We start from the raw sequence: 25,429 nt of genomic DNA, 5'->3' as shown, positions 1-25,429 counted from the left end.
CACGGGCGCCTCGGCAGATGCGGGGGCCCGAGGCGGGGTGGGCGCCGGGTGCGGGTTCCGGTGCCTGTGCCTGTGCCTGTGCCTGTGCCTGTGCGACTACGGTCGTGGCGCCGGTGGTGATGCCCGTCGTGGGCGCGCTTGCGGGTGAGGTGACGGGCGGGAGTGCGGCCCGGAGCCACCGCCCGAACCACCGTCTGCGCACACATGCGGGCCCAGCCGGGTGTTCCGGCTGGGCCCCGCCATGTGCCGTCGAACCGATCAGCACCCGCTGATCGCCGATCAGTCCTTGAAGACGTCCTTGGCCTTCTCCTTGGCCTCGCGTGCGTCGCCCTTGGCCTGCTCGGCGCCGCCCTCGGCTTCGAGTCGCTCGTTGCCCACGGCCCGGCCCGCCGTCTCCTTGACCTTGCCCTTGGCCTGCTCGACCTTGGCTTCGGCCTTCTGGTCACCCGACACAAAAACCACTCCCGCACATTGAGCTCTTGGCTTGACCTCCCCACACCTCGCCCGATACGGCGCGTTCAAACCCCCGGATCGCCCGTGCTCCACAAGTGGCCCGTCGTGTCAGGAAGGGTGAACATGAAGCACGTCGATCGCAATGCGTGGCCCTCGCTGTACCGGGCACACGGTGGACCGGAGGTTGATGACTATGGTTCCCCTGCTTCTCGTTCTGCTGCTCGCCCTGATCCTCTTCGGTGCCGGCTTCGCACTGAAGGCGCTGTGGTGGATCGCCATCGTGGTCCTGGTGATCTGGCTCATCGGGTTCATCGCGCGCCCCCGTGGCGGAAGCGGTCGCTGGTACCGCTGGTAACACAGACGCCGGCCACACCGTCTCGCCCCGTCGGCCCTGCCGGCGGGGCGAAGTGCTGCCCGGTGCCGCCGCGAGTCCGTGGAGGTCACGCCCCGACGGCCACCCCGTGGGCCGGCGCACCGCGATCGCGTCCCCCGGGGTGACGGTGGCGCCAGAACCAGAACACCGCGCAGGACAGCAGCGACCAGGCCGCGAGGACCAGGAACGGGAAGGCGTGCTGGGCGTCGGCGAAGTACACCGCCGTGTGCTGTGCGTTGACCGAGGCACCCGGCGGCAGCCAGCGCCCGACGTGGCCCAGGAGCGACGGCAGCAGGGGCCAGGACACCGCGCCGCCCGACGACGGGTTGCCGAGCAGCACCATGAGCCCCCAGGTGGGCAGCATGGCCCACCGGCCGATCAGGGTGTTGAACATGGTGAAGACCATGCCCGAGGTGAACATCGTGAGCGCCAGGATCATCCAGGACTCGATGAACGGCAGTCGCACCGCGCCGAGCCCCCAGTCGACCACGGCGGCGATCGTGAACCCGCCGAGCAGGGAGTACGCCACCGTGAAGGCGATCCGCTCCAGCGGGTTCAGGGTCCGCGCGTGCACGCTCAGCTGGATGGAGCCGACGAACCCCAGCACCACCGCCGCGAGCGAGATGTAGAACAGCGCGAGGCCGCGCGGATCGCCCCTTTGCAGCGGTTTCACATCGGTGATCGTCACCGGAACGCCGATGGCCTTCGCGACCGGGGGCGCGGCCTGGGTGAGCACCTGGGCCACGGAAGCACCGGCGGCGCCGGCCACGTCCATGTGCACCCCGTCCGGTCGTACGTCGACGATGGCGAAGACGGTCTGCTCCTCCATGGCCTGGCGTGCGGCGCGCTCGTCCTCGTACGGATGGAGTGCGAGTGAGGTGTTGAGCGCCTTGTCGAGGCCCGCCACGAACTTCTCGGCCTGCACGGATCCGGGCGGTGCGACCAGCGCGGTCGGGATGTGGTGCGGGGTCGGATTGGCCATGGAGTAGGTGTACGAGCCGGCGAACAGGCCCGCCGCGGCGGACAGGATGAAGACGAGCACGACGGCCGGGAAGAACGGGGAGCCCCTGAAGTCGCCCCACGCCTCGCGCGGCCCGCGTTTCCTCGCGTGCGCGCCGTGCCCACCGTGGGCAGCGGCGTCCGCGGCCGGGCGGTCGGCTTCCTCTTCCGCCGTGCGGCGGGCGCCATCTTCTTCCATCGGCATGTGCGACCACTCCGGGACCGGGAACGATTTCCGCGCCTCGTACCCCCATCCGTGCGGCTGCGACCAGGACCTTCGGTCCCGGTCCTGGGACCGTAGGTCCCGTGAGCGGACCCGCTGCGGGGGTACGGCGTAGAAGGCGAACGGGGGGCCGGCTCCCCGCTGTCACCGCCCGGTCGGCGTCGCCGCCGGGCCATGGAACGAAAGGAAGCAGGTCTTCGTCATGGGCATCATCGCCTGGATCATCATCGGACTCATCGCGGGAGCCATCGCCAAGGCGCTGACTCCGGGCAAGGACCCGGGCGGTTGTCTGGTCACCATCGTGATCGGCATCGTGGGCGGGCTGCTCGGCGGATGGCTCGGCCAGCTCGTCTTCGGAGTGGACGGAATGAAGGGCTTCTTCCACCTGTCGACCTGGATCACCGCGGTCGTGGGCTCGGTGATCGTGCTCTTCCTGTACCGCCTGGTCGCGGGGCGCCGAGGCTGACTCAGCCCCGTCGCAGCGCCGTTGTCCCGGCGTACTCGGCGCTCCCTCCGGCCACTGTCCGGGGGGAGCGCCGAGCGCATGTGTGGGATTGGACCGTACGGGCGACACGTGTATGGGTGCGGCGCCCATGGCGCCGCACCCACGCCTCGGGACCGCATCGCCCACGTCGACGCGACACGGCTCGCCCGGCTTGAGAACCTGGCTGGAGAGGGGGCCGAAAGCGAAGGCGGTGGCGTCGTGGCCAGACCCGTGTGGGCAGGAGTCCTCAGTTTCGGCCTGGTCAGCCTCCCGGTGGGTCTCTACACCGCGACCGACACCCACACCGTCCACTTCCACCAGCTCCAGCGCGGCACCTCCGACCGGATCCGCAACCGCCGGGTGAACGAGCGGACGGGTGAGGAGGTGGATGCGAAGGACATCGTCAAGGGCTACGACACGGGCGACGAGTACGTCATCGTCGAACCGGACGAGCTGGACGACATCGCTCCCGGCCGCTCCCAGACCCTGGAGATCACCGGCTTCGTGCGCCTGGACGAGATCGAGCCGATCTACTTCGACCGGACGTACTACCTGGCTCCGCGCGGCAAGGGGTACGGCAAGGTGTACAGCCTGCTCACCCAGGCGCTGGGCCGTGCGGAGAAGACCGGCATCGCCACGTTCGTGATGCGCCAGCACGAATACCTGGTCGCCGTGAAGGCCGAGGACGGTCTCCTCACCCTGCACACGCTGCACTGGGCCGATGAGATCCGGGATCCGAAGCAGGAGATCGACTCCCTTCCTGGCAAGGCCTCCGCCTCGGCCAAGGAGCTGAAGATGGCGGAGCAGCTCATCGACACCCTCAGCATGAAGTGGGACCCCGAGCAGTTCCACGACACCTTCCAGGAGAAGGTCGCCGCGCTGATCGACGCGAAGAAGGCGGGTGAGAGCGTGGAGAAGGCCGATCCCGCGCCCGAGCCGTCGGCAGCCGTCGACCTGATGGAGGCGTTGCGCGCCAGTGTGGAGGGCGCCCGCGGTCCCAAGGACACCGGCACGAAGGCCACCGCGGGGGGAAGCCCCGCGAAGCGGACCGCCCGGCGGACGGAGAAGAAGCCGACGGGCAAGAAGCGCGCTCAGGCCTCACCCAAGGGCCGGGACCCGCACGCCCTGAACAAGGCCGAGCTCTACAAGAAGGCGACGGCCGCGGGCATCGAAGGGCGTTCCACCATGACCCGGGAGCAACTGATCGAGGCCCTCGACGGCCGGCGGCAGGCCGCGTGACGGCTGACGGCTGACGGCTGACGGCTGACGGCTGACGGCTGACGGCTGACGGCTGACGGCTGACGGCTGACGGCTGACGGCTGAGCGGGTGGTCACTCCCGGGCTCCGGCTCCCCCGGCCTCCGCGTTGTCCCCGTGACGCGCACCGGCCTCTTCGTCGGTGCCGTCCTCCGGGTCCCGTCCGGCGACCGTCGACAGGTCGCCGAGGAGGCGGATGGTGTCCGCGGTGACGGCCGCGAGCGCGTCCTGCAACGCGTCGCCGCGCTCCCGGAAGACCGAGGTCAGCTCGGTCTCCGCGGCGTACGCCCGCCGCAGCGCCTCGCGGCGGTCACGGGTGCGCCGCGCGGCCTCTTCGTCGGCGTCCTTCCCGGTGGAGTCCGAACCCTCCAGAGTGTCGTCGAGCCCGCACACGTCGCCGGCCGCTCTCAGGAGTTCGGCCACGATCCGCGGGGCGGGGCCCGGAAGAGCGGCCTCGCCGGACCGGTTCACAGCCGTCTCGGCCAGTGTTCTGGTGATGGCTTCGAGGTGGTTGGTGATGCGGTCCCAGGTGTAGTCCCAGTCGGCGGCCGGCGGCAGCGGAGCCGAACGGCGCAGGCGGTGGCCGGGGTTGAACCGGTAGCTCTCCTCCGACCAGCGGCGGGCCGTCCGCAGGTCGGTCACGCGGTCGGTGAGCCGCCGCGCGCGATCGTGCCAGGCCTCCGCGTCCTCCTGGCCCATGTCACCTTCGTCGAGTCCGTCCGCGACCGTGTGCAGCAGCGCCGCGCTCTCCTCCGGCAGCCGTCCGCGCAGATGGCGCACGCTGCGGGAGTGCACCGGGGGGAGCACGAGGGCGTTGACCGCGAGCCCGATCGCGGCTCCGAGAAGCGTCTCCAGGAAGCGGTGGAGGATGTCGAAGCCCGAGTACGTGCCGTAGACCAGCACGAAGAGCGCGGCGGTCGGCGCGTTGAGGCCCTGGGTACCGAAGCGGGCGTACGAGCCGAACAGCATGGTCACCGGCAGCGCGATGAGCATGGCGGACATGGTGTTGCCGGTGAGCGCACCGGCTCCGGCCGCCAGGAGCGTGCCGACGACGACCACCAGGAACTGCTGCAGGGCTGATTTGAGCGACCGGTAGACGGTGCTCTGCACCAGGAAGAGCGCGGTCCACGGAGCCAGCATCGCCATCGGCGCGTTCCACCACCAGCCCGCGAGGGCCCAGGCGATCAGCGCGGCCGCGGCTGCCTTCAACGCCTGGACCGCGGTGTCCCGTTCGGGCCCCGAGCCGGTCAGCGCCCGCCGCGCCGACCGGGCCACCGCCGCACACTCCCAGCTCGCCCACTGCCTCCACTGGACGAAGGTCTGACCCAGTTCCCTCAACGTTCCATCCTGTACTCGCACCAGCCGCTCCCCGCGGCCCACCACGACGTGACGATCTCTCGGGCCGACTGGGTAAGGGACTTGGGGCACGTGCCCGCCGTCGTCTACCTGCCGTCGTCTACCTGCCGTCGTTGTGGTCGCCCGCGTCGGGGGACGACGGCGGGGTGTCCCAGGAGTCCGCGCCGGGCTGCGGTGCCGGCGGGGGCGGGGGCTTGCGGGCCGCGCGGCGGCGGCCGGCCATGAACATCGCGAGGAGCCCGCCCACCACCACCACTCCCACGATGACCAGGAGCAGCGCCGTGGCGGGTCCCGCGGCGATTACCTGCGATGTCGGGTGAGCGATCACCATGTTGCTCGAACTCCTCTGCCTTGTTACCGGGGGGCGTCGTGGCCCCTGCGCAGCGGCGTCGCACGACGTATGTGTGCGGCTGACATACCTCTGCTACCCGAATATGCCCAGACATCTCCGGCGCCTGCCCGAGCCTCTGCTCCAAAGGGACGATCGCGTCCCCGGCACGGGAGCGGGGCGAGGGAGCCGGTGCGGGACGCGGGCTCCGCGCATGGCCGAACCCCGGATGCTGCTTCGTACGACATCGCCCAAGCTGGCAGCGACCGCGTTCCACCGCCCTACCGAGGAGTGACCATGAGTGTGGGAGACGAATACCGCAGCCGTGCGCGTGAGTTGGAGGCCAGGGCGCTGGAGTGGCGCGAGGCCGCCGAGCGTGCCACCGACCCCGAGCAGCGCAAGCGTCTGAGGGACAAGGCCCGCCGGGCCCAGGAGCAGAGCGAGCAGGCGAGCCGGATGGCCGTTCCCGGCCTGGACCCCGACCCCGTGTAGCGGCGGGTCCATACGGGCCCGGGTCGTCGTTCCGCTCCCGGGTCCCGGTGCGAGGCCCGCTGCCGTGCCCGGTCCCCGTAGGACCGGCCCTCCCGTATGACTCCGCTCCGCCGGGGCACACGTCTCGTATGGAGCGTGGGGACGGATCGGAGGCCGCGCATGCGCACCGTCGGCGTTGAAGAAGAGCTGCTCGTGGTCAGTGCGCGCACCGGAGAGGCCCTGGCGCTCTCCACGGTCGTCGTCTCCCCCGCCCAGGAGCCCTCCCCGAAGCCCGGTGACCCCCAGGAGCAGGCGTTCGAGAAGGAACTCCAGCAGGAGCAGGTGGAGTTCGCGACCATCCCGCTCACGGCGATGGGCGACATCGAGGACGAGATCGTTCGCCGTCGTCGGGAAGCGGCCTCCCGTGCCGGGGAGGCGGGGGCCACTGTGGCCGCCCTCGCCACGTCTCCGGTGCCGGTGGAGCCTTCGCTGGACCTCGGCGAGCGCCACCTCTGGATGGCGGAGAACCTCGGTCTCACCGCCCGTGAGCAGCTGACCTGTGGCTGCCATGTGCATGTGGCGGTCGAATCCGACGACGAGGGTGTCGCCGTGCTCGACCGGATCAGGCCGTGGCTCTCGGTGCTGACCGCGATCAGCGGGAATTCGCCGTTCTGGCAGGGCGAGGACAGCGGGTACAGCAGCTATCGCAGCCGGGTCTGGAACCGGTGGCCGTCCGCCGGCCCGACCGAGGCGTTCGGCTCGGCCGACCGCTACCACCGCCACGTCGACTCCATGATCGCCACGGGTGCCCTGCGCGACGACGGCATGATCTACTTCGACGCCCGGCTCTCCGCGCGCTATCCGACGCTGGAGGTCCGTGTCGCCGACGTCTGTCTGCAGCCGAGCACCACGGTCCTGATCGCGGCGCTCGTGCGTGCTCTGGTGGATACGGCCGCCGCGTCCTGGCGGGCGGGCCGGCCACCGGCCGACGTCAGTGCGGGCCTGTTGCGCCTGGCGTCCTGGCGGGCCGCCCGTTCGGGCCTGACCGGTGCGCTGGTCGACCCGCGCACGATGCGCGAGGCGCCCGCCGCCGAGGTGGTCGCCGCCCTCCTCGACCACGTGCGGGACGCACTGTCCGAGAGCGGCGATCTGGAGCGGGTGCGGGACACACTGGGCCGCCTGACGACCCGGGGCACCGGCGCCGAACGTCAGCGCGAGCTCCTCCGACGCCACCACGATCTCGGCTCGGTCGTGCGGGAGTGCGCCCGCATGACCGCCCTCGCGGAGTGAAGACAGCGGCTCACCCCACCTGCCGCCCACCGCCCTCGGCGACCCACCCCATCTGCCGCCCCACCACACACCGCGGCCCGCCCCGCACATGGGCTCGCCCCACCTCCCCGCTCCCCACGCACAGCCGTGTGCCCGCACCGATGGGGTGCGGGCACACAGGGTGCGTCAGGCAGCGGGCGGGAACCTGTCCCATGCCCGGTGCTCGGCCAGGGCGCCCTTGACCTTCTCCACCGCTGCCGTGCCGCTGTCGCTCAGGACGACACCGGGCTCGTCCGCGCCGATGCCGGACGACGCGAACAGCCCGCGGGCGTCGCTCCATCCGCCGAGCGCCTTGCCGTGCCGGTACGCCTCGGTGAGCAGGAGCAGGACACGCGGGTCGGCGCCCGCGGTGGCGGGCGAGCCGGCCTTGGCGTCGCGTGCGCCGTAGGCGTCGTCGCCGGGCTCGGGGGATCCGGCGAACAGGAGCGCGTCGTACTCGACGGACCGGGCCGTGGCGAAGGTCCGCTGGACGGCGATCGCGTCGTCGCCGGAGCCGAGCGTGCCGCCCGTCGGCGCGATGACGAGGGGGACCATGCCGGCGTCCAGGACGGCCTGACGCACGCTCCGTACGCCGTCCAGGTCGGCCGCGGCGTCGGCGACGACGCCGATCACGCGGCCGTCCGTGGGCCAGGTGCTGCCCAGCTGGGAGAGGGCCGGGCTGGGGTCGGCCGGCACGAGCGGCACGGTGGCCTGCGGCGCCGGCAGGCCGAGGCCCGCGGCCACCTGCTCGCACAGCTCGGGGTCGATGTTGGCCAGCACCTTCAAGTTGCGTTCCTTGACGGCCTGTTCGAAGCACTTGTTCAGCTCGAAGGTGTAGGCGGCGATGATGTGCTCGCGCTCGGGGGCACTCATGCTGAGCCAGAACAGCCGGGGCTGGCTGAAGTGGTCCGCGAACGACGCGGGAGCCTCCCGGACCTTGCTGGTCTCGGGGATGCTCACCGGGGTTTCCACGAAGGCGCTCATGTCGGCGCCCGCGAGGAAGGGGCATCCGCCGTCCAGGGTGTTGGGCCGGTACGGGGCGACTCCGGTGTGCACGGCGGTCTGGTGCATGCCGTCGCGGTGCATGTCGTTGACGGGCGCGTGCGGCCGGTTGATCGGGATCTGCCCGAAGTTCGGGCCGCCGAGCCGGCTGATCTGGGTGTCGAGGTAGGAGAAGAGGCGTCCGGCGAGCAGCGGGTCGTCGGTGACGTCGATGCCCGGGACGAGGTGCCCGGGGTGGAAGGCGACCTGCTCGGTCTCGGCGAAGTAGTTCTTGGTGTTGGCGTTCAGCGTCATCAGGCCGATGGGCTGAACCGGTGCGAGTTCCTCGGGCACGAACTTGGTGGGGTCGAGGAGGTCGATTCCCTCGAAGGTCTGCTCGGGGGTGTCGGGGAAGACCTGGATCCCGAGCTCCCACTGCGGGAAGGCGCCGGCCTCGATCGCGTCGAAGAGGTCACGGCGGTGGAAGTCGGGGTCCATGCCGTTGATGAGCTGCGCCTCCTCCCAGACCAGGGAGTGCACGCCGAGCTTCGGCTTCCAGTGGAACTTGACCAGGACGCTCTTGCCGGCGGTGTTGACCAGCCGGAAGGTGTGGACGCCGAAGCCCTCCATCATCCGGTAGGAGCGGGGGATGCCGCGGTCGGACATGTTCCACAGTGTGTGGTGGGTGGCCTCGGTGTGCAGGGACACGAAGTCCCAGAACGTGTCGTGGGCGCTCTGGGCCTGCGGGATCTCGCGGTCGGGGTGGGGCTTGGCCGCGTGCACGACGTCCGGGAACTTGATCGCGTCCTGGATGAAGAAGACCGGAATGTTGTTCCCGACGAGGTCGAAGGTCCCTTCCTCGGTGTAGAACTTCGTCGCGAAGCCGCGGGTGTCACGCACCGTGTCGGACGAGCCGCGTGAGCCGAGGACGGTGGAGAACCGGACGAACACCGGGGTCTCCACGCCCTTGGCGAGGAAGGCCGCCTTCGACACCTCGCCGGCGGTGCCGTAGGCCTGGAAGACGCCGTGGGCGGCGGCGCCCCGCGCGTGCACCACGCGTTCCGGGATGCGTTCGTGGTCGAAGTGCGTGATCTTCTCGCGCAGTTGGTGGTCCTGGATCAGGACGGGGCCGCGCGGCCCGGCCTTGAGCGAGTGGTCGCTGTCGTACACCCGCGTCCCCTGCGCGGTCGTGAGGTAGGCACCGCTCTGCGCCATGCGGGCCGGGTCGGCGCCCGTGGCCTGGCCCGTCGGGCTCACGGTCTCCGGGCCCCGCTGGTCGGGCTTGGGCGGCAGCGGCCCGGCGGGCCGCGTGGGCTCGGCCGCGGGCGGCGAGACCGGCCCCGGCTTGCCCGGCAGGCCGTCGCCGCTCGCGGTGGAGTCTGCGTGGTGGTGCTCTGTCGTCATGTGTTCTCTCCCAGTGGCGGTCTTCAGGACACCTCAGCCATGACCGTTCGGTCGCCAACCTCAAACGGACCACGGGTGGTTGTCACCCGCATCCGCGGGGTCCATGGCATTCGCCCGGCCGCTCGCATGGCCGGGGCCGTTCACGCCGCGTACCCGCTGTCCGTGGATGAACGCTCCCTCGTGCGAGGGAGCCCCGGCCGGGTGCGGCGCCGTGCGTGTCCGGGGGTGGCAGGGGATGTTCCGGGTGTGGGGCGGGCGGGGCTACGGCGTGAAGATGACCTTGACGGCACCGTCCCGCTTCTTCTGGAACATCTCGTACGCGTCGGGCGCCTGCTCCAGCGTCATGCGGTGCGTGGCGAAGTCGTCCACGCCCAGCGGGTCGCCGTCGGTGAGCAGGGGCAGGATGTCGTCGACCCAGCGGCGGACGTTGGCCTGTCCCATGCGGAGCTGCAGCTGCTTGTCGAACATGGTCAGGAGCGGCATCGGGTCGGCGGCGCCGCCGTAGACGCCGGAGATGGAGATGGTGCCGCCCCTGCGGACGAGGTCGATCGCCGTGTAGAGCGCGGAGAGCCGGTCGATTCCGGCCCGCTTGATCATGGCCGAGGCGAGTGCGTCGGGCAGGAGGCCCGTCACGTTCTGGGCCGCGGCGGCGACGCGGCTGCCGTGGGCCTCCATGCCGACGGCGTCGATGACGGCGTCCGGGCCCCGGCCTCCGGTGAGTTCGCGTACGGCGTCGGTGAGGTGGTCGCCGTGCTCCTGGAGGTCGAGGGTGTGGACGCCGCGCCGCCCGGCCCGCTCCAGGCGTTCCGGTACGAGGTCGATCCCGATGACGGTCTCGGCGCCGCGGTGGGCGGCAATGCGGGCGCTCATGTCGCCGATGGGGCCGAGGCCCAGGACGGCGACGCTGCCGCCCGGCGGGACGGCGGCGTACTCGACCCCCTGCCAGGCCGTGGGCAGGACGTCGGAGAGGTAGACGAACCGCTCGTCGGAGGGGCCGTCCGGGACGCGGATGGGCAGGGTGTTGCCGAAGGGCACGCGCAGGTACTGGGCCTGGCCGCCCGGCACCTGTCCGTAGAGCTTGGTGTAGCCGAACAGGGCGGCGCCCGAGCCGTGTTCGTGCACCTGGGTGGTCTCGCACTGCGAGTGCAGGCCCTGGCCGCACATGAAGCAGGTGCCGCAGGAGACGTTGAAGGGGATGACCACGCGGTCCCCCGGCTTCACCGCGGTGACGCCGGGGCCGACCTCTTCGACGACGCCCATGGGTTCGTGGCCGAGGATGTCGCCCGGGTCGAGGAAGGGCCCGAGCACCTCGTACAGATGGAGGTCGGACCCGCACAGGCCGGTCGTCGTCACCTTGATGATGACGTCGTCGTCCTTCTGGATGGTGGGGTCGGGCACGGTGTCGACGCGTACGTCTCGCTTGCCGTGCCAGGTGAGTGCCCTCATGTCGCCTCCTCGCGGGTGTACCGCCTCAGATGGTTCGAATCCACACGTTTCGCTCGGTGAGCGCGTGCCCCGGGTCCGGGCGGCGAACCGGGTCGGCCGCGCCTTCCCGACCGGTCCGTGTTTCCCACGGGCCGGCTCACTCCGCCCGGCCCACCAGGCCGGCATAGAGCGCGCGGTGGGCGGCGGCGACTTCGGTCCGCTCCCGAGCCCGGTGCCGCACGCCGGCCCGGGGCGCCGGCCGCTCCTCGTAGGCCCGCAGAACGGCCTTGCGCAGGGACTCCTCGTCCAGGCCGCCCTCCTGGGTGTGCCCGTACGTCAGGCAGGGACGCTGCTCCGCGTAGAAGCCGCAGTCGGGGGCGGCGACGGCGGTGCCCAGGTCGTGGCACGCTTCGAGCCATCCGGAGTGCGTGCCGAAGCGGTAGGGCAGTACGGACAGGTCGAGCGCTTCCAGGTAGTCCCAGAGCTGCTCGTCGTCGAAACGGTCGTGGATGGTCAGGGTGAGGCGGCCCCGGTGCACCAACTCCCGCAACGCTGCCAGGAGTTCGGGCGCGTGGGCCGGCGCCTCGGGGTCGGTCACGTCCCGGTGGATGTTGACCAGGAGTTCCGCGTCCGTCAGTCCGGCGACGGTCTCCGCGAGGACGCGTACGACGGGCAGGACGGCCATGTCGGGCCGCAGGCTCCTGGCGTGGACGCCGACCCGGAACTGGTCGCCGGGCGGCCTGGGGCGGGCCAGCCGGGGCAGGTCCACCACATGGGGGTGCGGCAGCACGGTCGCCGTCCGGCCCCAGCGTTCGCCGATGGTGTGCGCCGCGCCCGGTGTGAGCGTGATGAGACGGTCGGCGGCCGGGACGATGACGTCGAGGGCGGCGTCGTGGGCCGCGGGGTCGAGGTGATGCGGGTTGCGCAGGTCGTGCACCGTGTGGACCAGCGGCTTGCCGTGCCGGCGCAGGGCGTCCACCAGGGCGGTCAGCTGCTCGGGGCCGTGCGCGTCGAACCCGAAGTGCAGATGGAAGACGTCGAAGTCCTCGTGGTGGGCGCTCACCCAGTCGGGGTCCAGCATGACCGGCGGCCACCACCGCCGTGAGCTGCTCGGCCCGCCGCTGGGCAGAGGGTCGCGGAGGCGGGTGACGCCGTCGGGTTCCGGCGCGGAGCAGTGCCGCACGTACACGTGGCCCGCGGGCACCGAGGCGACCCTGATCCCGTCGGGACGATCCGTCGATGGCGCTTCCACGATGACTCTCCTCCGGTGCGGGCACCCTGCCGGTCCCAGTCTGTGAAAGGTCGCCGGACACCGCACGCGGACCGCGGCCGGGACGCGGGGGGCCGTCGCGCGGTACGCCGGGGAGGCGGGCGCGTGCCGGGACTCGGCCGCCCGGGTGAGAGGAGCGGGCAGGATGCGAGGTCCCACCGGGGCGCGCACCATGGTCGGTGAGCGGCTCCGTCGCCGTCCCGAAGGCCGGTCCCGGTCGTTCGAGGAGGCACGGTCTCGGCAGCGGCACCGCCCGATCCGCCCGTGTCCGGGCTCCGGAGGTTCCGGGCGCCGTGAGTTCCGTAGCTCCACGGCTGCGTGGACGCGCCCCAGCCCCGTCGGCAAGGAGAGCTTCTCCCATGGCCATCCGCCACCAGCTGATCAAGCGTTCCCCCACCGAGGTGTGGGCGGTGCTCGCGGACCCCGAGCGGTACGGGGAGTGGGTGGTGGGGCCGGACAGCTCCACGCCCCTCGACGACACCTGGCCGACGACCGGCTCCCGGCTGCGGTTCACCCTGCGGGTGGGCCCCTGGTCGGGCGAGGGCACGACGACCGTCCGCCACAGCGAGCCGTGCCGGGAGCTGGAGCTGGAGGCGAAGTTCAAGGCGCTGGGCAGCGCGAGGATCTTCCTCCAGCTCAGGCCCTGGGGCACGGGCACCCTGGTCATCTGCGACGAGCACCCCCTGCGCGGCCTGGGCGGCACCCTGCACAATCCCGTGAGCGAGGCATTGCTCCAGCTCCGCCACCGGGGCATGCTGCCCCGGCTGGCCAGGGTCGTGGAGCGCGCCGCCGCCGGGGCCGGGCCTGCCGCCGGGGTCCGGCATGCCTGACGCCGTGGTGATCGGCGCCGGTCCCAACGGGCTGGTGGCCGCGAACGTCCTGGCGGACGCCGGCTGGAGCGTGGAGGTCCTGGAGGCGCAGCCCGAACCCGGCGGCGCCGTGCGCAGCGACCGGGGCGTCCACCCGGACTACGTGTCGGACCTCTTCAGCGCCTTCTATCCGCTGGCCGCCGCCTCGCCCGTTCTGACCCGGCTCGATCTGGCGGCGGAGGGTCTGCGGTGGAGCCATGCCCCACGGGTCCTCGCGCACCCGCTGCGGGACGGCAGGTGCGCGGTCCTGGAGCGCGACGTGCGGGACACCGCGGCGGGGCTGGCCGCCTTCGGGCCGCGCGACGGCGAAGCGTGGCAGGCCATGTACGACCAGTGGTGCACGGTCGGCCCGGACGTGGTGCGGGCCCTGTTCGCGCCCTTCCCGCCGGTGCGCGCCGGGCTGCGGCTCGCGGCGAAGCTGCGGGCACCCGGCGGGGTCCGGCTGGCCCGCAGCCTGGCTCTGCCCGTACGGCGCCTGGGCGAGGAGGAGTTCGCGGGGGACGGCGGCCGGCTCCTTCTGGCCGGCTGCGCCCTGCACGCGGACATGGCCCCGGAGTCGGCGGTCAGCGGCGGCTTCGGCTGGCTGATGTCGATGCTCGGGCAGAGCCACGGCTTTCCGGTCCCGGTGGGCGGCGCGGGCGCGTTGACCGCGGCGCTCGTGAGCCGGCTCGAAAAGCGCGGGGTCGCCGTGCGGTGCGGGGAGCGCGTCGCGTCCGTCGTCGTACGCGGCGGCACGGCCGTCGGGGTGAGGACGGGACGCGGGGAGGTGGTCCGGGGGCGGCGGGCCGTGCTCGCCGATGTCTCCGCGCCGGCGCTCTACCGGGACCTGGTGGGCGAGGAGCACCTGCCGGCTCGCCTGGTGCGTGATCTGACGCGCTTCCAGTGGGACTTCGCGACGTTCAAGGTCGACTGGGCGCTGTCGGGGCCGGTGCCGTGGACGGCGCCAGGGGCGCGCGGTGCGGGGACGGTGCACCTCGCCGACGGTGTCGACGGGCTGACCCGGTTCGCCTCCGAGATCGCGATGGGGCAGGTCCCGGGCAGTCCGTTCGCCCTCGTCGGACAGATGACCACCGCGGACCCCAGCCGCTCCCCCGCCGGTACGGAGTCGGCGTGGGCCTATACGCATGTGCCGCAGGAGATCACGTCCGACGCCGGGCCCGACGGAATCACCGGCCGGTGGGACGACGGCGAGCAGCAGGCCATGGCGGACCGGGTCGAGGCGCAGGTGGAGCGGTACGCGCCGGGATTCCGGTCGCTGATCCGCGCCCGCCGCATCCTGGCCCCCACCACGCTCCAGGCCATGAACGAGAACCTGCACCTGGGCGCCATCAACAACGGCACCACTGCCCTGCACCAACAGGCGGTCTTCCGGCCGGTGCCGGGCACGGGCCGGCCCGAGACCCCCGTCAAGGGCCTCTACCTCGCCTCGGCAGCCGCCCATCCCGGCGGAGGTGTGCACGGGGCTCCGGGCGCGAACGCCGCGCGTGCCGCGCTGGGGCCGCGCTTCCTCAAGCCGCTCCTCCACCGCGCCCAGCGCGTGTGAGGCGGCGCGCGGGGCGGAACGCCGTGCTCTAAATGGTGGTTCGGGCCGCTGCCGGGCACCATGAGCGGTCTCGTCCTGGTATGAGTAGTCCGTTGGGGCGGTGCCGACCTCGAATCTGCTAATAGAACCGGACTTCCCGTGGACGATAGCCATTCCAGCGACCAGTGGCCGAGTATCGCCGCGCTCGTCGAAGCGATGGAGGGCGGGCCGGACCCCGGCGCGGCCGAACTGCTCGAACGGTTCGCGCGTGACGCCGACCGGACCGCCGTCTTCGCGCTCAGGGACGCCCTGATGGCCCGCGCGCAGCGGGAGGGGAAACACGGCCCGTAGGGGGCTAGAAAGGCACTGGGGCCCGCGCGCGGGCGGCGCTACTCCTTGCCGGCCCTCGGCGTCCCCCGGTCGTCCGTGCGGGAGCGGCCCGCGATGTCGGCCCTGGCCTGCTTCACCTTGGCCTTGACCTGCTCGGCCGCCCGGTCCGCACGGGCGGAGCCGCCGTCCGGGGCGCTGCCCGTACCGTCCTCGCCCACGCCGCCCTCGCCCGCGCCCTCGCGGGACGCGCCTTCCCTGGACGCACCTTCCCTGGACGCACCTTCCGTGGACGCGGTCTTGGCCCGGCTCTTCCTGCTCCTGCCCGCCATGCGGACTCCTTGCCTGATGAGTTCGTCGCCGACAGGGCCAAACTAGGGCGAAGCCCGCGCCGCCGCGCGTCGGCTGCGCGGCCGCGCGGGGTGTCAGGCCGCGCCGACGCGGGGGTCGGCCAGTGCCTGGTCCCGCAGCCGCGCGCAGGTGCTGTTGAGCAGGCGCGAGACATGCATCTGGGAGATGCCGAGCGCCGCCGCGATCTGGTTCTGGGTCATGTCGCCGAAGAACCGCATGTACAGGATCTGCGACTCCCGCTCCGGCAGGGCCCGGAGGGCGGGCCTCACCGCCTCGCGGTCGATGACGGCGTCGAAGCCGGGGTCGGGGGCGCCGAGCGTGTCGGTCAGGGACACGGTCTCACCGGCGTCGCCGCCCTCCGTACGCGACTCCGCTTCGAGGGAGAGGCTCTTGAAGGAGCCGAGGGCTTCGAGTCCGTCCCGTACGTCCTGCTCGTCGAGCCCGGAGAGGGCGGCCAGTTCGGCGACGGTGGGCTCCCCCGGCCGCGTCGCCTTCAGCTCCTGGCGGGCGAGCCGGACCTTGTTGCGGATGTCCTGGATCCGGCGCGGCACGTGCACCGCCCACAGCGCGTCACGGAAGTGCCGCTTGATCTCGCCGTTGATGGTCGGGATCGCGTACGCCTCGAAGGGGCCCTGCGCGACCTCGTACCGGTCCACCGCCTTGACCAGACCCATCGCGGCGACCTGGTACAGATCGTCGATCTCGGCGCCGCGATTGCGGTACTTGAGCGCGAGGCGCCGCGCCATCGGCAGCCACCGGGCCACGAGGTCGTCGCGCAGCGCCTCGTACTCGGGCCCCTGGGCGAGCGCCCCGAGCCGGACGAAGGCCGCCGCGGTACCGGGGACGTCGTCGTGGCCGCGCTGTCCGCGGCTGTGGCTGGTGTCCGACATGGCGGGCTCCTTGGACCTGGACCTGGGCCGGGCTTGGGCTGTCGCCGCCGAGCCGCCACGCCCTGACCGCGGCCGGAGACGACGCAAGCCCTTCCAGCGAACCAGCGCCGCTCGCCGATCGCATCCCGAACCCTCACGCACCGTGACGCCGAGGCGCCGGGGCCCGGGATCCCGTCACGGGCCCGGCGGCTCCCGAGTGCTCCCCGGGAGGGTCAGCACCCCGTGCGGCCGCCGGTGTTCGGCCGTTGGGGGCGCCCGCCCCGCGCGTCGGCGGCACCGCCGGGGTGCGGGGCCGCGGTCCTGGCCCCAGGATGGGCCCAACCCCATCCACCCACAGGAGGTTTCCGTGCTGGAACGCAAGCGGAGCAAGGACAGCATCGAGATCACGTTCGTGCTCCCTGTCGACGCCCCGCCCGGCCCCGTCAGCGTCGTCGGAGACTTCAACGACTGGCGGCCCGGCACCCACGAGCTGCGGGCCCGCAAGGACGGCAAGCGCGCGGTGACGGTGGAGCTGCCGGACCGCAGCACACACGCCTTCCGCTATCTGGCGGCCGGGGACTACTGGTTCGACGACGACAGCGCCGACAGCCACGACGGTGCCAACAGCCGCCTCCACACCTGAGGAACACTCCGCACCCGGGAGGCAGGTGTGTGCGCCCGGCCGGGGGTGGGACTACGGGGTGTGTTCCGGCGGGGCCGCGAGGCGGACGGCGCTCTCCAGCATGATGGCGTGGACGAAGGCCTGGGGCAGGTTGCCGCGGAGCTGGCGCTGGCTGATGTCGTACTCCTCGGCGAACAGGCCGGGCGGCCCGCAGGCCGAGCGGTTGCGTTCGAACCAGCGCACGGCCTCGGCCTGGTTGCCCTGCTGGTGCTCGGCCATCGCCATCACGTAGCCGCAGAACAGGAAGGCGCCCTCGGCCTCGTCGAGGGGCCGCTGGTCGTGCCGGAAGCGGTAGGCGTAGTGGTCGCGGGTCAGTTCCTCGGTGTAGGCGCGCAGGGTGGCGGTGGTGCGCGGATCGTCGGCCGCCACCGCGCCGCGCAGGGGCGGCAGCAGCAGCGCCGCGTCCAGCGAGGGATCGCTCGCCGAACGCTGCCAACGACCTGAAGGATGAACGCCGTTGGCCGTCGTCTCCGCGAGGACGACGTCGGCGAGCGACGCCCATGCGGCGGCCTTGCTCGCGGACGGCGCGATGTGGGCGACGGCGCGAAGGCCCGCCGCACAGATCAGCTTGCTGTGCGTCCAGTGCTGGGCGTCGAGCTCCCAGATGCCGGCGTCGGCGTCGGAGCGCCGCCGGGCGATGGCGTCGGCCGCGATGTCCACCGCCTGCCACCCGTCGGTGTCCAGCCGCCCGTGCCGGTGGGCGGCCGCGAACAGGAGCAGCGCCTCTCCGAAGCCGTCGAGCTGGAACTGGGTCCGCACGCGGTTCCCGATGCGGCTGCCCCCGCCGGGATAGCCGGGGAGCGCGAGCTGCGACGGCTCGGGCACGGGACCCCCGGCCACGGTGTACGCGGGCGCGAGCCTCGGCCCGTCCTCGTGCAGTCGGGCCGAGATGAACCGTACGGCGTCGTCGAGCAGCGGGTGTCCGCCGGCCGCCGCCGCGGCCTGACCGGCGTAGCACTGGTCGCGGATCCAGACGTAGCGGTAGTCGTAGTTGCGGCCGGCTTCCGCCCGTTCGGGAAGGCTGGTGGTGGCGGCCGCGACCATGCCGCCGGAGGCGCTGGTGAGGCCGCGCAGCACGGTGTAGGCGTGGCGGGCGTCCTCGGGCGCGAGGGTGTGGGCGAGCGCGGGGACTTCGGCGGCCCAGGCCGCTTGCGTGGCGCTCCACAGCGCGTCCGCGTCGGGCCGCTCCGGCAGGGCGTGCTCGGAAAGCTCCAGTACGAGGTCGCGCTGTTCGCCCGGCTCGAGGGTCAGCGTCGCGGCGAGGCCGCCGCGGTGACCGTACCGGGCGGGACGCGCCTCGGGTACACCGCTCCACCGCCACCGCAGGGGTCCTGTGCGGGCGCTCCAGGTGCCGTCGTCGTCGCGGTGCGGAAGGCGGGCGCGGTCGGCGCCGAAACCCGCGGCGGGCGCCAGGTCGACGGTGACCCGGGCCTCGCCGTCGACGGCCAGCAGGCGGCGCAGCAGCACGGCGCGGTGCGGGTCGGCCGGCAGGGCCAGCGCTTCGCGGCACTCCACGACGCCCGTCCCGGTGGTCCACCGGCTGCGCCAGACGAGGGTGCCGTTCTCGTAGTAGCCGCCCCACACATACCGTCCGACAGGGGTGAGCGCGTAGTGTCCGGGGCCGCCGATGAGGGTGGCGAACACGGCGTCGGAGTCCCAGCGGGGCATGCACATCCAGGCGATGTCCCCGTGCGGCCCGACGAGGGCGCCCCGCTCCCCGTCGGCGATCAGCGCGTACTCGCGCAGCGTCTGCGGCGGAGGGCCGGCCGCGGAGCGCGACGGTTCGGATGTGCGGCTCACCATGGTTCCTCGCGGTCGGTCGGTCCGTTCAGGAAGCACGGACATTGTGCTGTGCTGTCTACGTCGTAACCCCGAAGCCCGGCCGCGGCACGCCGGGGCCCGGACACCGTCGTCGCACGGCCCGCCACGACCGCGCCATGACGTGTGCCTGCCCTGCGGGCGAGGCCGAAGACGAACCCCGCTCCCGACGCGGCTCCGGCGCCGGCCCCGCCGCGTGTCCACCACCCGTTCGCCACGGGACACGAGAGCGGACCAGCGGCACCGGTCGTGGTGTGGCACTGTCGTCTTCCGTCCGGGCGACGCGTCGGGCAGGGGCGGCCCACCGGCGATGGGAGTGGTGTGAGCGACGATTCGGCCGGGACGGCTGCGCGGGCGCCGTCGCCCGAGGACCGGCACGCGAGCTGGCTGGAGCTGTTCTTCGACCTCGTGGCCGTCGCGGGCGTGGCGCAGATCGCCCACCTGCTGCACGGCACACCCGGCCCGGCCGACGTCGGCCTCTACGCCTTGCTCTTCCTCGCGTTCTGGACGGCGTGGATCTGCTTCACCCTCTACGCCGACGTGGCCGACGCGGGCACGCACACCCGGACCGTGCTGGTCGCGATGTTCGGCATGGCCGTCATGGCGGCCGCGGTGCCGGGTGTGCACGAGGGGAACGACCAGAGCTCCCGGGTCTTCGCCCTCGCGTACGTCCTGACCCGGGTGGTCGCCAACCGGGCCTGGCAGCACCGGCGTCAGGTCCTCGTGGACTGGCCGGCCGCGCAGATGTCGCTCGGTGTGACTCCGTGGATCGTCTCCCTCTGGGTGCACGACCCCGCCCGCCACTGGCTGTGGGCCCTGGGCGTCGTCCTGGACCTGTACGTCACCTTCGCCGTGTCCGCGCGCGAGATCGTCGAGCACCAGGCGGCCCATGAGCGGCGCGAACGCCGTGAGGGCCGGCGGCCGGGCCGGGTCCGCGCCGGAAGCCTGTCGTTCGCGCGGTCGCAGACGGAGCATCTCAGCGAGCGGCTCGGCCTGTTCATCATCATCGTGCTGGGCGAGGGGGTGGCACAGGTGATCGAGGCCGCCGCCGACGTGGAGTGGGAGCGGAAGCTGTACGGCTTCTCCGTCGCCGCGTTCGCCCTCCTCACCGCGGTGTGGGCCCTGTCGTTCCGGCACGGGTACGCGGGGGTGCCGCATCTCGCGGCGGGCGTCCTGCCCACGCGCGCGGCGCTGCCCCTGCACTGTTTCGTGGCGGGCTGCCTCGCCGCGCTGGCCGCCGCCCTCGGGGCCGCCGTCGGGCACCTGGAGACCCTGCCGAACGCCACCCGGTGGCTGCTGTGTTCGGCCCTGTCCGGCTACTTCCTGCTCAGCGCCCTCGCCCGGCCGGGACGGGCGGAACGGGCGGGTCGGGCGGACGGGGCACACCGCCCGCTCCTGTACGTTTCCCTGCCGTGCTGCGCGCTGCCCCTGCTCCTGGCGGGGTTCGGAGCCCGCCTCGCGACGGTGACGACGGTCTGGCTGCTCGTCCTCGTGGTGCTGTGGCCGATCGTGTACGAGCGCCGGCTCACCCGGGGAAGTGGCGGGTGAACGCCGAGGTGTCCGTGCCCAGGTAGCCGCCGAACGGCGAGTCCAGTTCGTGGATGAGCAGCACGAGGAAGGTGATGAGTGCGGCGAGGCCCATGACCATCACGATGTGGGTGGCGTTGCGCTGGATGCCGAAGAGGAACATGAAGGCCACCGTCAGCACACCGCCCAGGATCAGTCCGACCCACAGGACGGGCGAGAGGCTGCTCTGCGCGTCCTGCTCGCGTCCGCGCCGTGCCTCGTCGAGCGTGCCCAGCTGTGCCAGCAGTTCCTGGGCCGCGATCTGCTGGGCAGGGGTGGCGTTGGCCGGTACCCGGGTCGCGGCCCGCAGTTCGGCGAGGAGCGTCCACCCGCCGGGGCCGAGGCTTTCGCGGGCCGCCATTCTCGGCCACTCCGCGTCGACGACGTGCTCGGCGTACTGCTGGGAGATGGCGCGCACCCGGCTCTGTCCCTCGGCCGGCAGGGCATCCGCGACCAAGTACGTCTGGTGCAGGGCGCCGGCTTCCGCCTGCACGTGGGAGGACGCGTTGTCGCTGGTCTCCCACACCGATACGAGGGCGAGCCCCAGCACCAGCGCGTACAGCACGCCCACCATCATCGAGATGTACTCGGCGACGTCCTCGCGCGGCTCGTCGGCGGGATCCGGTGGGAAGAAGCGGTGCTTCGCCACCACCGTCGCCGCGGCGACCAGGGCCACCGCGAGGATGATGGCGAGGGCCTGTACGGCAGAGGACACCTGGGCTCCTTGGGACTAGGGGCGGCGTGAGCCCAGCAGCACCGCCGCGAGGGCGGCCGGCAGGAGGAAGAGCAGCAGCAGTGCCGCGATGGACAGGCCGGGGTGCGCCTGCGCGTGGCGTTGCAGGGCGCCGAGGAACGAGGGCGACGGCACCGGGGGCTGCGCCACCGCCGACCGGGGAGGACGCGCCGTCCCCGGCGGCCGGGCCGGGCCCACCGGTACGGGGCCGACGACGCCGGTGCCGGGCGGCCGGGCCGGGCTGTCGCCGCCCGGCACGTTCGGCTCCGCCGGTACGGCGGGCGCGGCGGGCGCCACGGGTGCGCCGGGTCCGGCTGCCGCGCCCGCACCGGCCGCGGCGCCGGGCACCCCGGCAGCACCTGGACCGGGCGGGCCGCCGGGTGCGGGGCCTGCGCCACCGGCCGGACCCGCCGGGCCGGCGGCCCCGGCAGCGCCACCCGCACCGGCGACAGCACCCGCACCCGCAGGCGCCCCGGCCCCGCCGGGGGTGGTCCCGGCCGGCCCCCCGGCGCCGGCGCGTACGCCCGGCCCGGCAGCCGTGCCCGCACCCGGAGCGGTTCCACGGGACGTGCCCGGGACGCCGGGACCGCGTCCGCCCGGACGGCCGGAACCGGCGGGCGGCGGGGCCTCGGCCGACGAGCGGCCGGGAGGCACGGCGCGCGGCAGGGGCTCCGGCGCGGCCGGGGCCGTCGGAAGCGCCGGAAGGACGAACTCCGCGTCAGCCCGCGCGCTGAGGACCGGCGGGGGCGTGCTGCGCCCCTCCGGGTCCAGGGTGTCCGTGCGGTCGCTTCCGGTGGCCGTCGCCGCGCTGCGGTAGGCACCGGGGTCGCGTCGCACCCGCACCGTGCAGGTGGCGGACGCGCCAGGGCCCAGCTCCGGGATGTCCTGACGGCCGGCGCAGTCGAGCGGGCCGGGTACCAGCACGGGGTCGGCCAGCGCGATGCCGTACACCGTCCTGTTCCCGGGGTTGGTCACCACATAGCCGATCTCGGCCTCGGTGAAGCTGAGCAGTCGCGCGCTCTCGGTGAGGGTGAGGGCGCCCGCGACGCCGCCGTAACCGCTCCGCGCGGACGCCCGCATCCGCATCGCGAGCGAGGGCACCACCCCCGTCGCCACGACCCAGCCGGTGTGCGTGCCGGGGGCGGCGGGCAACTCGGCGGAGCACACGGTGCTCGACAGGGCCCGCAGATATCCGGGGTGGCCGGAGCCGTTGGCGCAGTGGATGAGCGAACCCGGTACGGCCGGGTCGGTCAGCCGGACCGTGGACAGGTCGGCCTCCCCGAGGTTGGCCACCCGGTACACCTTGACCACCGGCGCGCCCACCCGGATGCCGGGCCGCAGGGCACCGAGCCCCGGGCGGGTGTTCACGGTCACCGTCAGCCGCAGGCTGTGCTCCCCCACGCCCCCGGCGCGGGCCGTGGGCAACCCCGCGAGGGAGCCGGGCAGGGTGGCGACGGCCGTGAACGCGACCACGAGCACCGTGCGCCGAGCGGCCGGACAACCGCGCGGGAGCCCCATCCCGATACCCCTTCCGCCGATAGCACTGTGCGGAGAGATGGTCACCGAAGGGACGGGGCAGCGCGTCGAGGCATGCCGGGTTTATTGGTTAATATTACAAATCCCACCCTTATGGGCCACGCCTCTACGGATCTCCTCGTGCGGAAGCGACTTCAGACGCTCGAAGGCGGTCGGGGTCGGACGGTGCGGCAGGAAGTCCCTGATCTGCCGGGCGCAGTCGAGCGGACTGCTGGTGCCGGTGTCGCATTCGATGTCGTACACGCCGTGGGCGTGCACCTGCGCCAGCTGCCGCGCGGCCAGCCCTGGCGGCCGGTCACCACGCTCTCGTTCACGCCGTTCCAGCTCCGGCAGGGGGCAGCGCACACCGACCAGCACGACGTCCTGGGGAACGAACAGGGAGAGACAGTCGAACAGGCGCCATCGTTCGCTGAGGACATGGTCGACCACGACATTGTTGCCGCCGGCCGCCATCCCCGCCACGGCCCGGTGGAAGCCCATCCAGGTGCGCTTGAGCACGTCGGCGAGCCGGTCGGGAGAGAGGTCCGGCGGGGTGGTCCGCAGGGCGTGGAACGCGTCCACCGGCATGGAGAAGCAGGTGTCGCCGAGGATCGGCAGAAGCTCCCTCGCGATGCTCGACTTGCCCGAACTGGACGTGCCGTTCAGGAAGATGATCAATCCCCCGGCGGGCGGCGCCTCACCCGTCGAGTGCAGGCTCGGGGTGATCGGTGCCGGAACGGGCGCTGCTGCCATGGGTGTTCCTTCCGCTTCGGTGCACTTCGGGCGCGCCTGATGGTACGTGGGCTCGATCAGGTGGGCCGCGCCCGATGCCCCGCACTTCGCTCGATCCAAGTGCGGCAGAACGCCTGAACTCCCTTACCGCACAGACACGTTCGGCAGACCTACGCGATCGGCCGCTCGGCGCGACCATCCCTCCCCCGCTCCCGTCCCCCACCGCCGCCCGCGCTGTAGTGTGGGGCCCTCACATGATCGTTTCCGGCGGGAAGCGAGACGCGCTACGGCGGAGCCGCGCCGCGGTCCGGGCCGACTCCACCGGCACACGAACGTCCACGCCTGGAGTACCCCATGACCGACCTACGGCACGCACACGATGCCGCCCGCTCCATCGCCGCGGCAGCCCTGGGGCACGACCCGGGGCACATGAGCACCGCACCGAGCAGCTCCCACCACGTCTACGTCGGCGCGGACGCCGTCGTGAAGCTCATCGAGGCCGACGGCCACGCGCGCCTGAACCGCGAGATCGCCCTCGCACCCCATCTGCCGGCCGGACTCACCGCCCCTCTGCTCGACAGCGGCGTCCACCGGCTGGGCACCCGGCCCATCCGTTACGCCTGCTACGCCCGCGTGCCGGGAACGGCGCCCGGGATCCACCTGCCCGGCGTGGACCGTGCGACCGCCCGCGCGCTGGCGGAGCAAGCCGTCCAACGCCTCCTCGCCCTGCACACATGGACGCCCTCGGGCCCCGTCGCCGAACTGCTCGCCGAGCCGCTCGACCACGGCGGGTTCACCGGCCGCGAGGCACTCGTCGCCGACGTGGACGCCCTCGCCCGCCTCGACCGTCACGGGACCGTGCCCCGGCCCCTCCTCGACGGCCTCCGGGCGCTGGCGGAGCGCGCGCCCCACCACGCTCGCGCCCACGTGCCGGTCCACGCGGACTGCCACTGGGGCAACTGGCTCGCGCGGGACGCGGACGTGACGGCCCTGCTGGACTTCGAGTGGGCCCGCTTCGGCGAACCGGCCGACGACTGGATGTTCCTGGTCCGGTTCAGCGGCCCCCACCTGGAGACGGTGCTCGACGTCGTGTCGCGCGCGACGCACACCCCGGTCGCCTCGCTCAGGGCCGCGTGCGAGATCCGCGAGACGGCGCACCTCGTATCGGATCTCCGCATCGCGCTCGAACACTCCGACGCCCAGGCCCAGTTGCTTTCCACCCGGCTGCTCTCCCTCGACGAACTCGTCGCGGGACGATACTGGTGGCGCGCGGGCCTGCCGAGGTCAGTCGACGCCGAGTGATCCCCTGGCCGAGCACCAAGGCGACGCCAGACCCGACACGTTGACCTGTCTGCGCGTGGCGCGCGGCGGCCCGTCACTCCTGAGCCGGGGCGGCGCCCCGGCGGTCACGGCATCCGGCGCGCGAGGAGCATCGCTCCCGCGTCGCTCTCCGCCGAGCTAAGGCTCATCTGCGCCTCGACGGCGAAGCCCGCGGCGTCGAGCCGGGCGGTCAGGTCGGCGGGCCGGCGCAGGTGTACGTACACGTTCATGGGATGACCGCCGTAGCCCCGCGTCTTCAGCCTCGTCCCGTCGCCGGCGTGGAAGGCCAGCAGCAGCGGTCCGCCGGGGCGCACCACGCGCCGGAAGTGCTGGAGGACCGGGTCGAGCTCGTCGTCGGGGACGTGGATCAGCGAGTACCAGGCGATCAGTCCGGCCACGGACGCGTCGGCGAGGCCGAGGTCCGTCATGGAGCCGACCTCGAACCGCAGGCCGGGGTGGTCCCGCCGGGCCACGTCGATCATCGCCGGGGACAGGTCGATGCCGAACGCGTCCACGCCCAGGTCCCGCAGATGGGCCGTGACCCGCCCGGCCCCGCAGCCCACGTCCGCGACCGGGCCCGCGGACTTCACCCGGCCGGCGAAGAGCGCGAGGACCGCCCGCTCGTAGGGCGTCCGATCGAGAAGGTCGCGCACCAGGTCGGCGTAGTCGGCGGCCACGGTGTCGTAGGAGGCACGGGTGTCCGCGAGCCAGCCGTCGAAAGTCATCCGGTCACGGTAGTCCAGCCGGACCGGCCCCAACTCGCCCTTTCCTGACGCCCGGTGACCCCGTCGAAG

At 72.9% G+C, this 25,429-nt stretch carries 25 protein-coding genes; 11 read left to right on the top strand and 14 right to left on the bottom strand.

Annotated elements, in window-relative coordinates; genetic code table 11:
• Positions 1-279: 279 nt before the first annotated feature.
• Complete coding sequence (locus OOJ98_RS14185) at positions 280-453, bottom strand: CsbD family protein (RefSeq protein ID WP_267055027.1); 174 nt, start codon at positions 451-453, stop codon at positions 280-282.
• 193 nt (positions 454-646) lie between these two features.
• Between OOJ98_RS14185 and OOJ98_RS14180 the strand changes: the two genes are divergently transcribed.
• A complete protein-coding gene (locus OOJ98_RS14180) occupies positions 647-808 on the top strand; it encodes a hydrophobic protein (RefSeq protein WP_267055026.1) in 162 nt (53 codons plus the stop codon).
• Positions 809-893: 85 nt separating this feature from the next.
• Here OOJ98_RS14180 and OOJ98_RS14175 read toward each other — a convergent pair whose 3' ends face one another.
• Positions 894-2,030 (bottom strand): ABC transporter permease, encoded by a 1,137-nt coding sequence (locus OOJ98_RS14175; RefSeq protein ID WP_267055025.1) that lies wholly within the window; start codon positions 2,028-2,030, stop codon positions 894-896.
• Positions 2,031-2,250: 220 nt separating this feature from the next.
• Here OOJ98_RS14175 and OOJ98_RS14170 point away from each other — a divergent pair, with 220 nt between their 5' ends.
• Positions 2,251-2,514 (top strand): GlsB/YeaQ/YmgE family stress response membrane protein, encoded by a 264-nt coding sequence (locus OOJ98_RS14170; protein WP_267055024.1) that lies wholly within the window; start codon positions 2,251-2,253, stop codon positions 2,512-2,514.
• A gap of 237 nt (positions 2,515-2,751) precedes the next feature.
• Positions 2,752-3,771: a Ku protein gene (locus OOJ98_RS14165; protein WP_267055023.1), complete on the top strand. Its 1,020-nt coding sequence runs from the start codon at positions 2,752-2,754 to the stop codon at positions 3,769-3,771.
• Between the two features lie 92 nt (positions 3,772-3,863).
• Here OOJ98_RS14165 and OOJ98_RS14160 read toward each other — a convergent pair whose 3' ends face one another.
• Both OOJ98_RS14160 and OOJ98_RS14155 read right to left on the bottom strand, forming a co-directional pair.
• On the bottom strand, positions 3,864-5,147 hold the full coding sequence (locus OOJ98_RS14160) for an aromatic acid exporter family protein (RefSeq protein ID WP_267055022.1): 1,284 nt from the start codon (positions 5,145-5,147) through the stop codon (positions 3,864-3,866).
• A 97-nt stretch (positions 5,148-5,244) separates the two neighbouring features.
• Positions 5,245-5,475 (bottom strand): DUF6479 family protein, encoded by a 231-nt coding sequence (locus tag OOJ98_RS14155; RefSeq protein WP_267055021.1) that lies wholly within the window; start codon positions 5,473-5,475, stop codon positions 5,245-5,247.
• A 294-nt stretch (positions 5,476-5,769) separates the two neighbouring features.
• Between OOJ98_RS14155 and OOJ98_RS14150 the strand changes: the two genes are divergently transcribed.
• Both OOJ98_RS14150 and OOJ98_RS14145 read left to right on the top strand, forming a co-directional pair.
• Entirely contained in the window at positions 5,770-5,964 is a 195-nt protein-coding gene (locus OOJ98_RS14150) for a DUF6381 family protein (RefSeq protein ID WP_267055020.1), read from the top strand.
• Between the two features lie 159 nt (positions 5,965-6,123).
• Positions 6,124-7,233, top strand: coding sequence for a glutamate--cysteine ligase (locus OOJ98_RS14145; RefSeq protein WP_267055019.1), 1,110 nt, complete (start codon positions 6,124-6,126; stop codon positions 7,231-7,233).
• 165 nt (positions 7,234-7,398) lie between these two features.
• Here the strand turns inward: OOJ98_RS14145 and OOJ98_RS14140 are convergent, their stop codons facing one another.
• The 3 genes from OOJ98_RS14140 to OOJ98_RS14130 form a co-directional block, all read right to left on the bottom strand.
• A complete protein-coding gene (locus OOJ98_RS14140) occupies positions 7,399-9,636 on the bottom strand; it encodes a catalase (protein WP_267055018.1) in 2,238 nt (745 codons plus the stop codon).
• Between the two features lie 261 nt (positions 9,637-9,897).
• A complete protein-coding gene (locus tag OOJ98_RS14135) occupies positions 9,898-11,082 on the bottom strand; it encodes a zinc-dependent alcohol dehydrogenase (protein WP_267055017.1) in 1,185 nt (394 codons plus the stop codon).
• 136 nt (positions 11,083-11,218) lie between these two features.
• The gene (locus tag OOJ98_RS14130; RefSeq protein WP_267055016.1) at positions 11,219-12,313 is read right to left on the bottom strand and encodes a glycosyltransferase; all 1,095 of its coding nucleotides are present in this window, start codon (positions 12,311-12,313) and stop codon (positions 11,219-11,221) included.
• Positions 12,314-12,690: 377 nt separating this feature from the next.
• On the opposite strand from OOJ98_RS14130, the gene OOJ98_RS14125 reads away from it, so the two are divergent.
• The 3 genes from OOJ98_RS14125 to OOJ98_RS14115 all read left to right on the top strand — a co-directional run bounded on the left by OOJ98_RS14125 (position 12,691) and on the right by OOJ98_RS14115 (position 15,073).
• The gene (locus OOJ98_RS14125) at positions 12,691-13,161 is read left to right on the top strand and encodes an SRPBCC family protein (RefSeq protein WP_267055015.1); all 471 of its coding nucleotides are present in this window, start codon (positions 12,691-12,693) and stop codon (positions 13,159-13,161) included.
• Positions 13,154-14,743, top strand: coding sequence for an NAD(P)/FAD-dependent oxidoreductase (locus OOJ98_RS14120; RefSeq protein WP_267055014.1), 1,590 nt, complete (start codon positions 13,154-13,156; stop codon positions 14,741-14,743). The genes OOJ98_RS14125 and OOJ98_RS14120 overlap by 8 nt, the downstream gene beginning before the upstream one ends.
• A 138-nt stretch (positions 14,744-14,881) precedes the next feature.
• Complete coding sequence (locus tag OOJ98_RS14115) at positions 14,882-15,073, top strand: hypothetical protein (RefSeq protein WP_267055013.1); 192 nt, start codon at positions 14,882-14,884, stop codon at positions 15,071-15,073.
• Between the two features lie 38 nt (positions 15,074-15,111).
• On the opposite strand, the gene OOJ98_RS14110 is transcribed toward OOJ98_RS14115, so the two are convergent.
• Positions 15,112-15,381, bottom strand: a complete 270-nt coding sequence (locus OOJ98_RS14110) for a hypothetical protein (RefSeq protein ID WP_267055012.1) — start codon at positions 15,379-15,381, stop codon at positions 15,112-15,114.
• 93 nt (positions 15,382-15,474) lie between these two features.
• Positions 15,475-16,290 (bottom strand): SigB/SigF/SigG family RNA polymerase sigma factor, encoded by an 816-nt coding sequence (locus OOJ98_RS14105; RefSeq protein WP_267055011.1) that lies wholly within the window; start codon positions 16,288-16,290, stop codon positions 15,475-15,477.
• Positions 16,291-16,636: 346 nt separating this feature from the next.
• On the opposite strand from OOJ98_RS14105, the gene OOJ98_RS14100 reads away from it, so the two are divergent.
• Positions 16,637-16,912 carry an isoamylase early set domain-containing protein gene (locus OOJ98_RS14100; RefSeq protein ID WP_267055010.1) on the top strand — a complete coding sequence of 92 codons (276 nt, stop codon included), beginning with the start codon at positions 16,637-16,639 and terminating at the stop codon, positions 16,910-16,912.
• A 51-nt stretch (positions 16,913-16,963) separates the two neighbouring features.
• On the opposite strand, the gene OOJ98_RS14095 is transcribed toward OOJ98_RS14100, so the two are convergent.
• A complete protein-coding gene (locus OOJ98_RS14095) occupies positions 16,964-18,754 on the bottom strand; it encodes a glycoside hydrolase family 15 protein (RefSeq protein ID WP_267055009.1) in 1,791 nt (596 codons plus the stop codon).
• 336 nt (positions 18,755-19,090) lie between these two features.
• Here OOJ98_RS14095 and OOJ98_RS14090 point away from each other — a divergent pair, with 336 nt between their 5' ends.
• A complete protein-coding gene (locus tag OOJ98_RS14090) occupies positions 19,091-20,317 on the top strand; it encodes a low temperature requirement protein A (RefSeq protein WP_267055008.1) in 1,227 nt (408 codons plus the stop codon).
• On the opposite strand, the gene OOJ98_RS14085 is transcribed toward OOJ98_RS14090, so the two are convergent.
• From OOJ98_RS14085 to OOJ98_RS14075, 3 genes are all read right to left on the bottom strand, one after another.
• Complete coding sequence (locus OOJ98_RS14085; protein WP_267055007.1) at positions 20,295-21,050, bottom strand: DUF4239 domain-containing protein; 756 nt, start codon at positions 21,048-21,050, stop codon at positions 20,295-20,297. The genes OOJ98_RS14090 and OOJ98_RS14085 overlap by 23 nt on opposite strands.
• Before the next feature lie 15 nt (positions 21,051-21,065).
• Positions 21,066-22,586, bottom strand: a complete 1,521-nt coding sequence (locus tag OOJ98_RS14080) for a hypothetical protein (RefSeq protein ID WP_267055006.1) — start codon at positions 22,584-22,586, stop codon at positions 21,066-21,068.
• 81 nt (positions 22,587-22,667) lie between these two features.
• Positions 22,668-23,336 (bottom strand): chloramphenicol phosphotransferase CPT family protein, encoded by a 669-nt coding sequence (locus OOJ98_RS14075; protein WP_267055005.1) that lies wholly within the window; start codon positions 23,334-23,336, stop codon positions 22,668-22,670.
• Between the two features lie 333 nt (positions 23,337-23,669).
• Between OOJ98_RS14075 and OOJ98_RS14070 the strand changes: the two genes are divergently transcribed.
• A complete protein-coding gene (locus OOJ98_RS14070) occupies positions 23,670-24,617 on the top strand; it encodes a phosphotransferase (protein ID WP_267055004.1) in 948 nt (315 codons plus the stop codon).
• A 104-nt stretch (positions 24,618-24,721) separates the two neighbouring features.
• Here the strand turns inward: OOJ98_RS14070 and OOJ98_RS14065 are convergent, their stop codons facing one another.
• Complete coding sequence (locus OOJ98_RS14065) at positions 24,722-25,360, bottom strand: class I SAM-dependent methyltransferase (RefSeq protein WP_267055003.1); 639 nt, start codon at positions 25,358-25,360, stop codon at positions 24,722-24,724.
• Positions 25,361-25,429 lie beyond the last annotated feature (69 nt).

The organism is Streptomyces sp. NBC_00083 (assembly GCF_026343295.1).
Lineage (GTDB): Bacteria > Actinomycetota > Actinomycetes > Streptomycetales > Streptomycetaceae > Streptomyces.
This window is presented reverse-complemented; position numbering and strand designations above follow the sequence as displayed.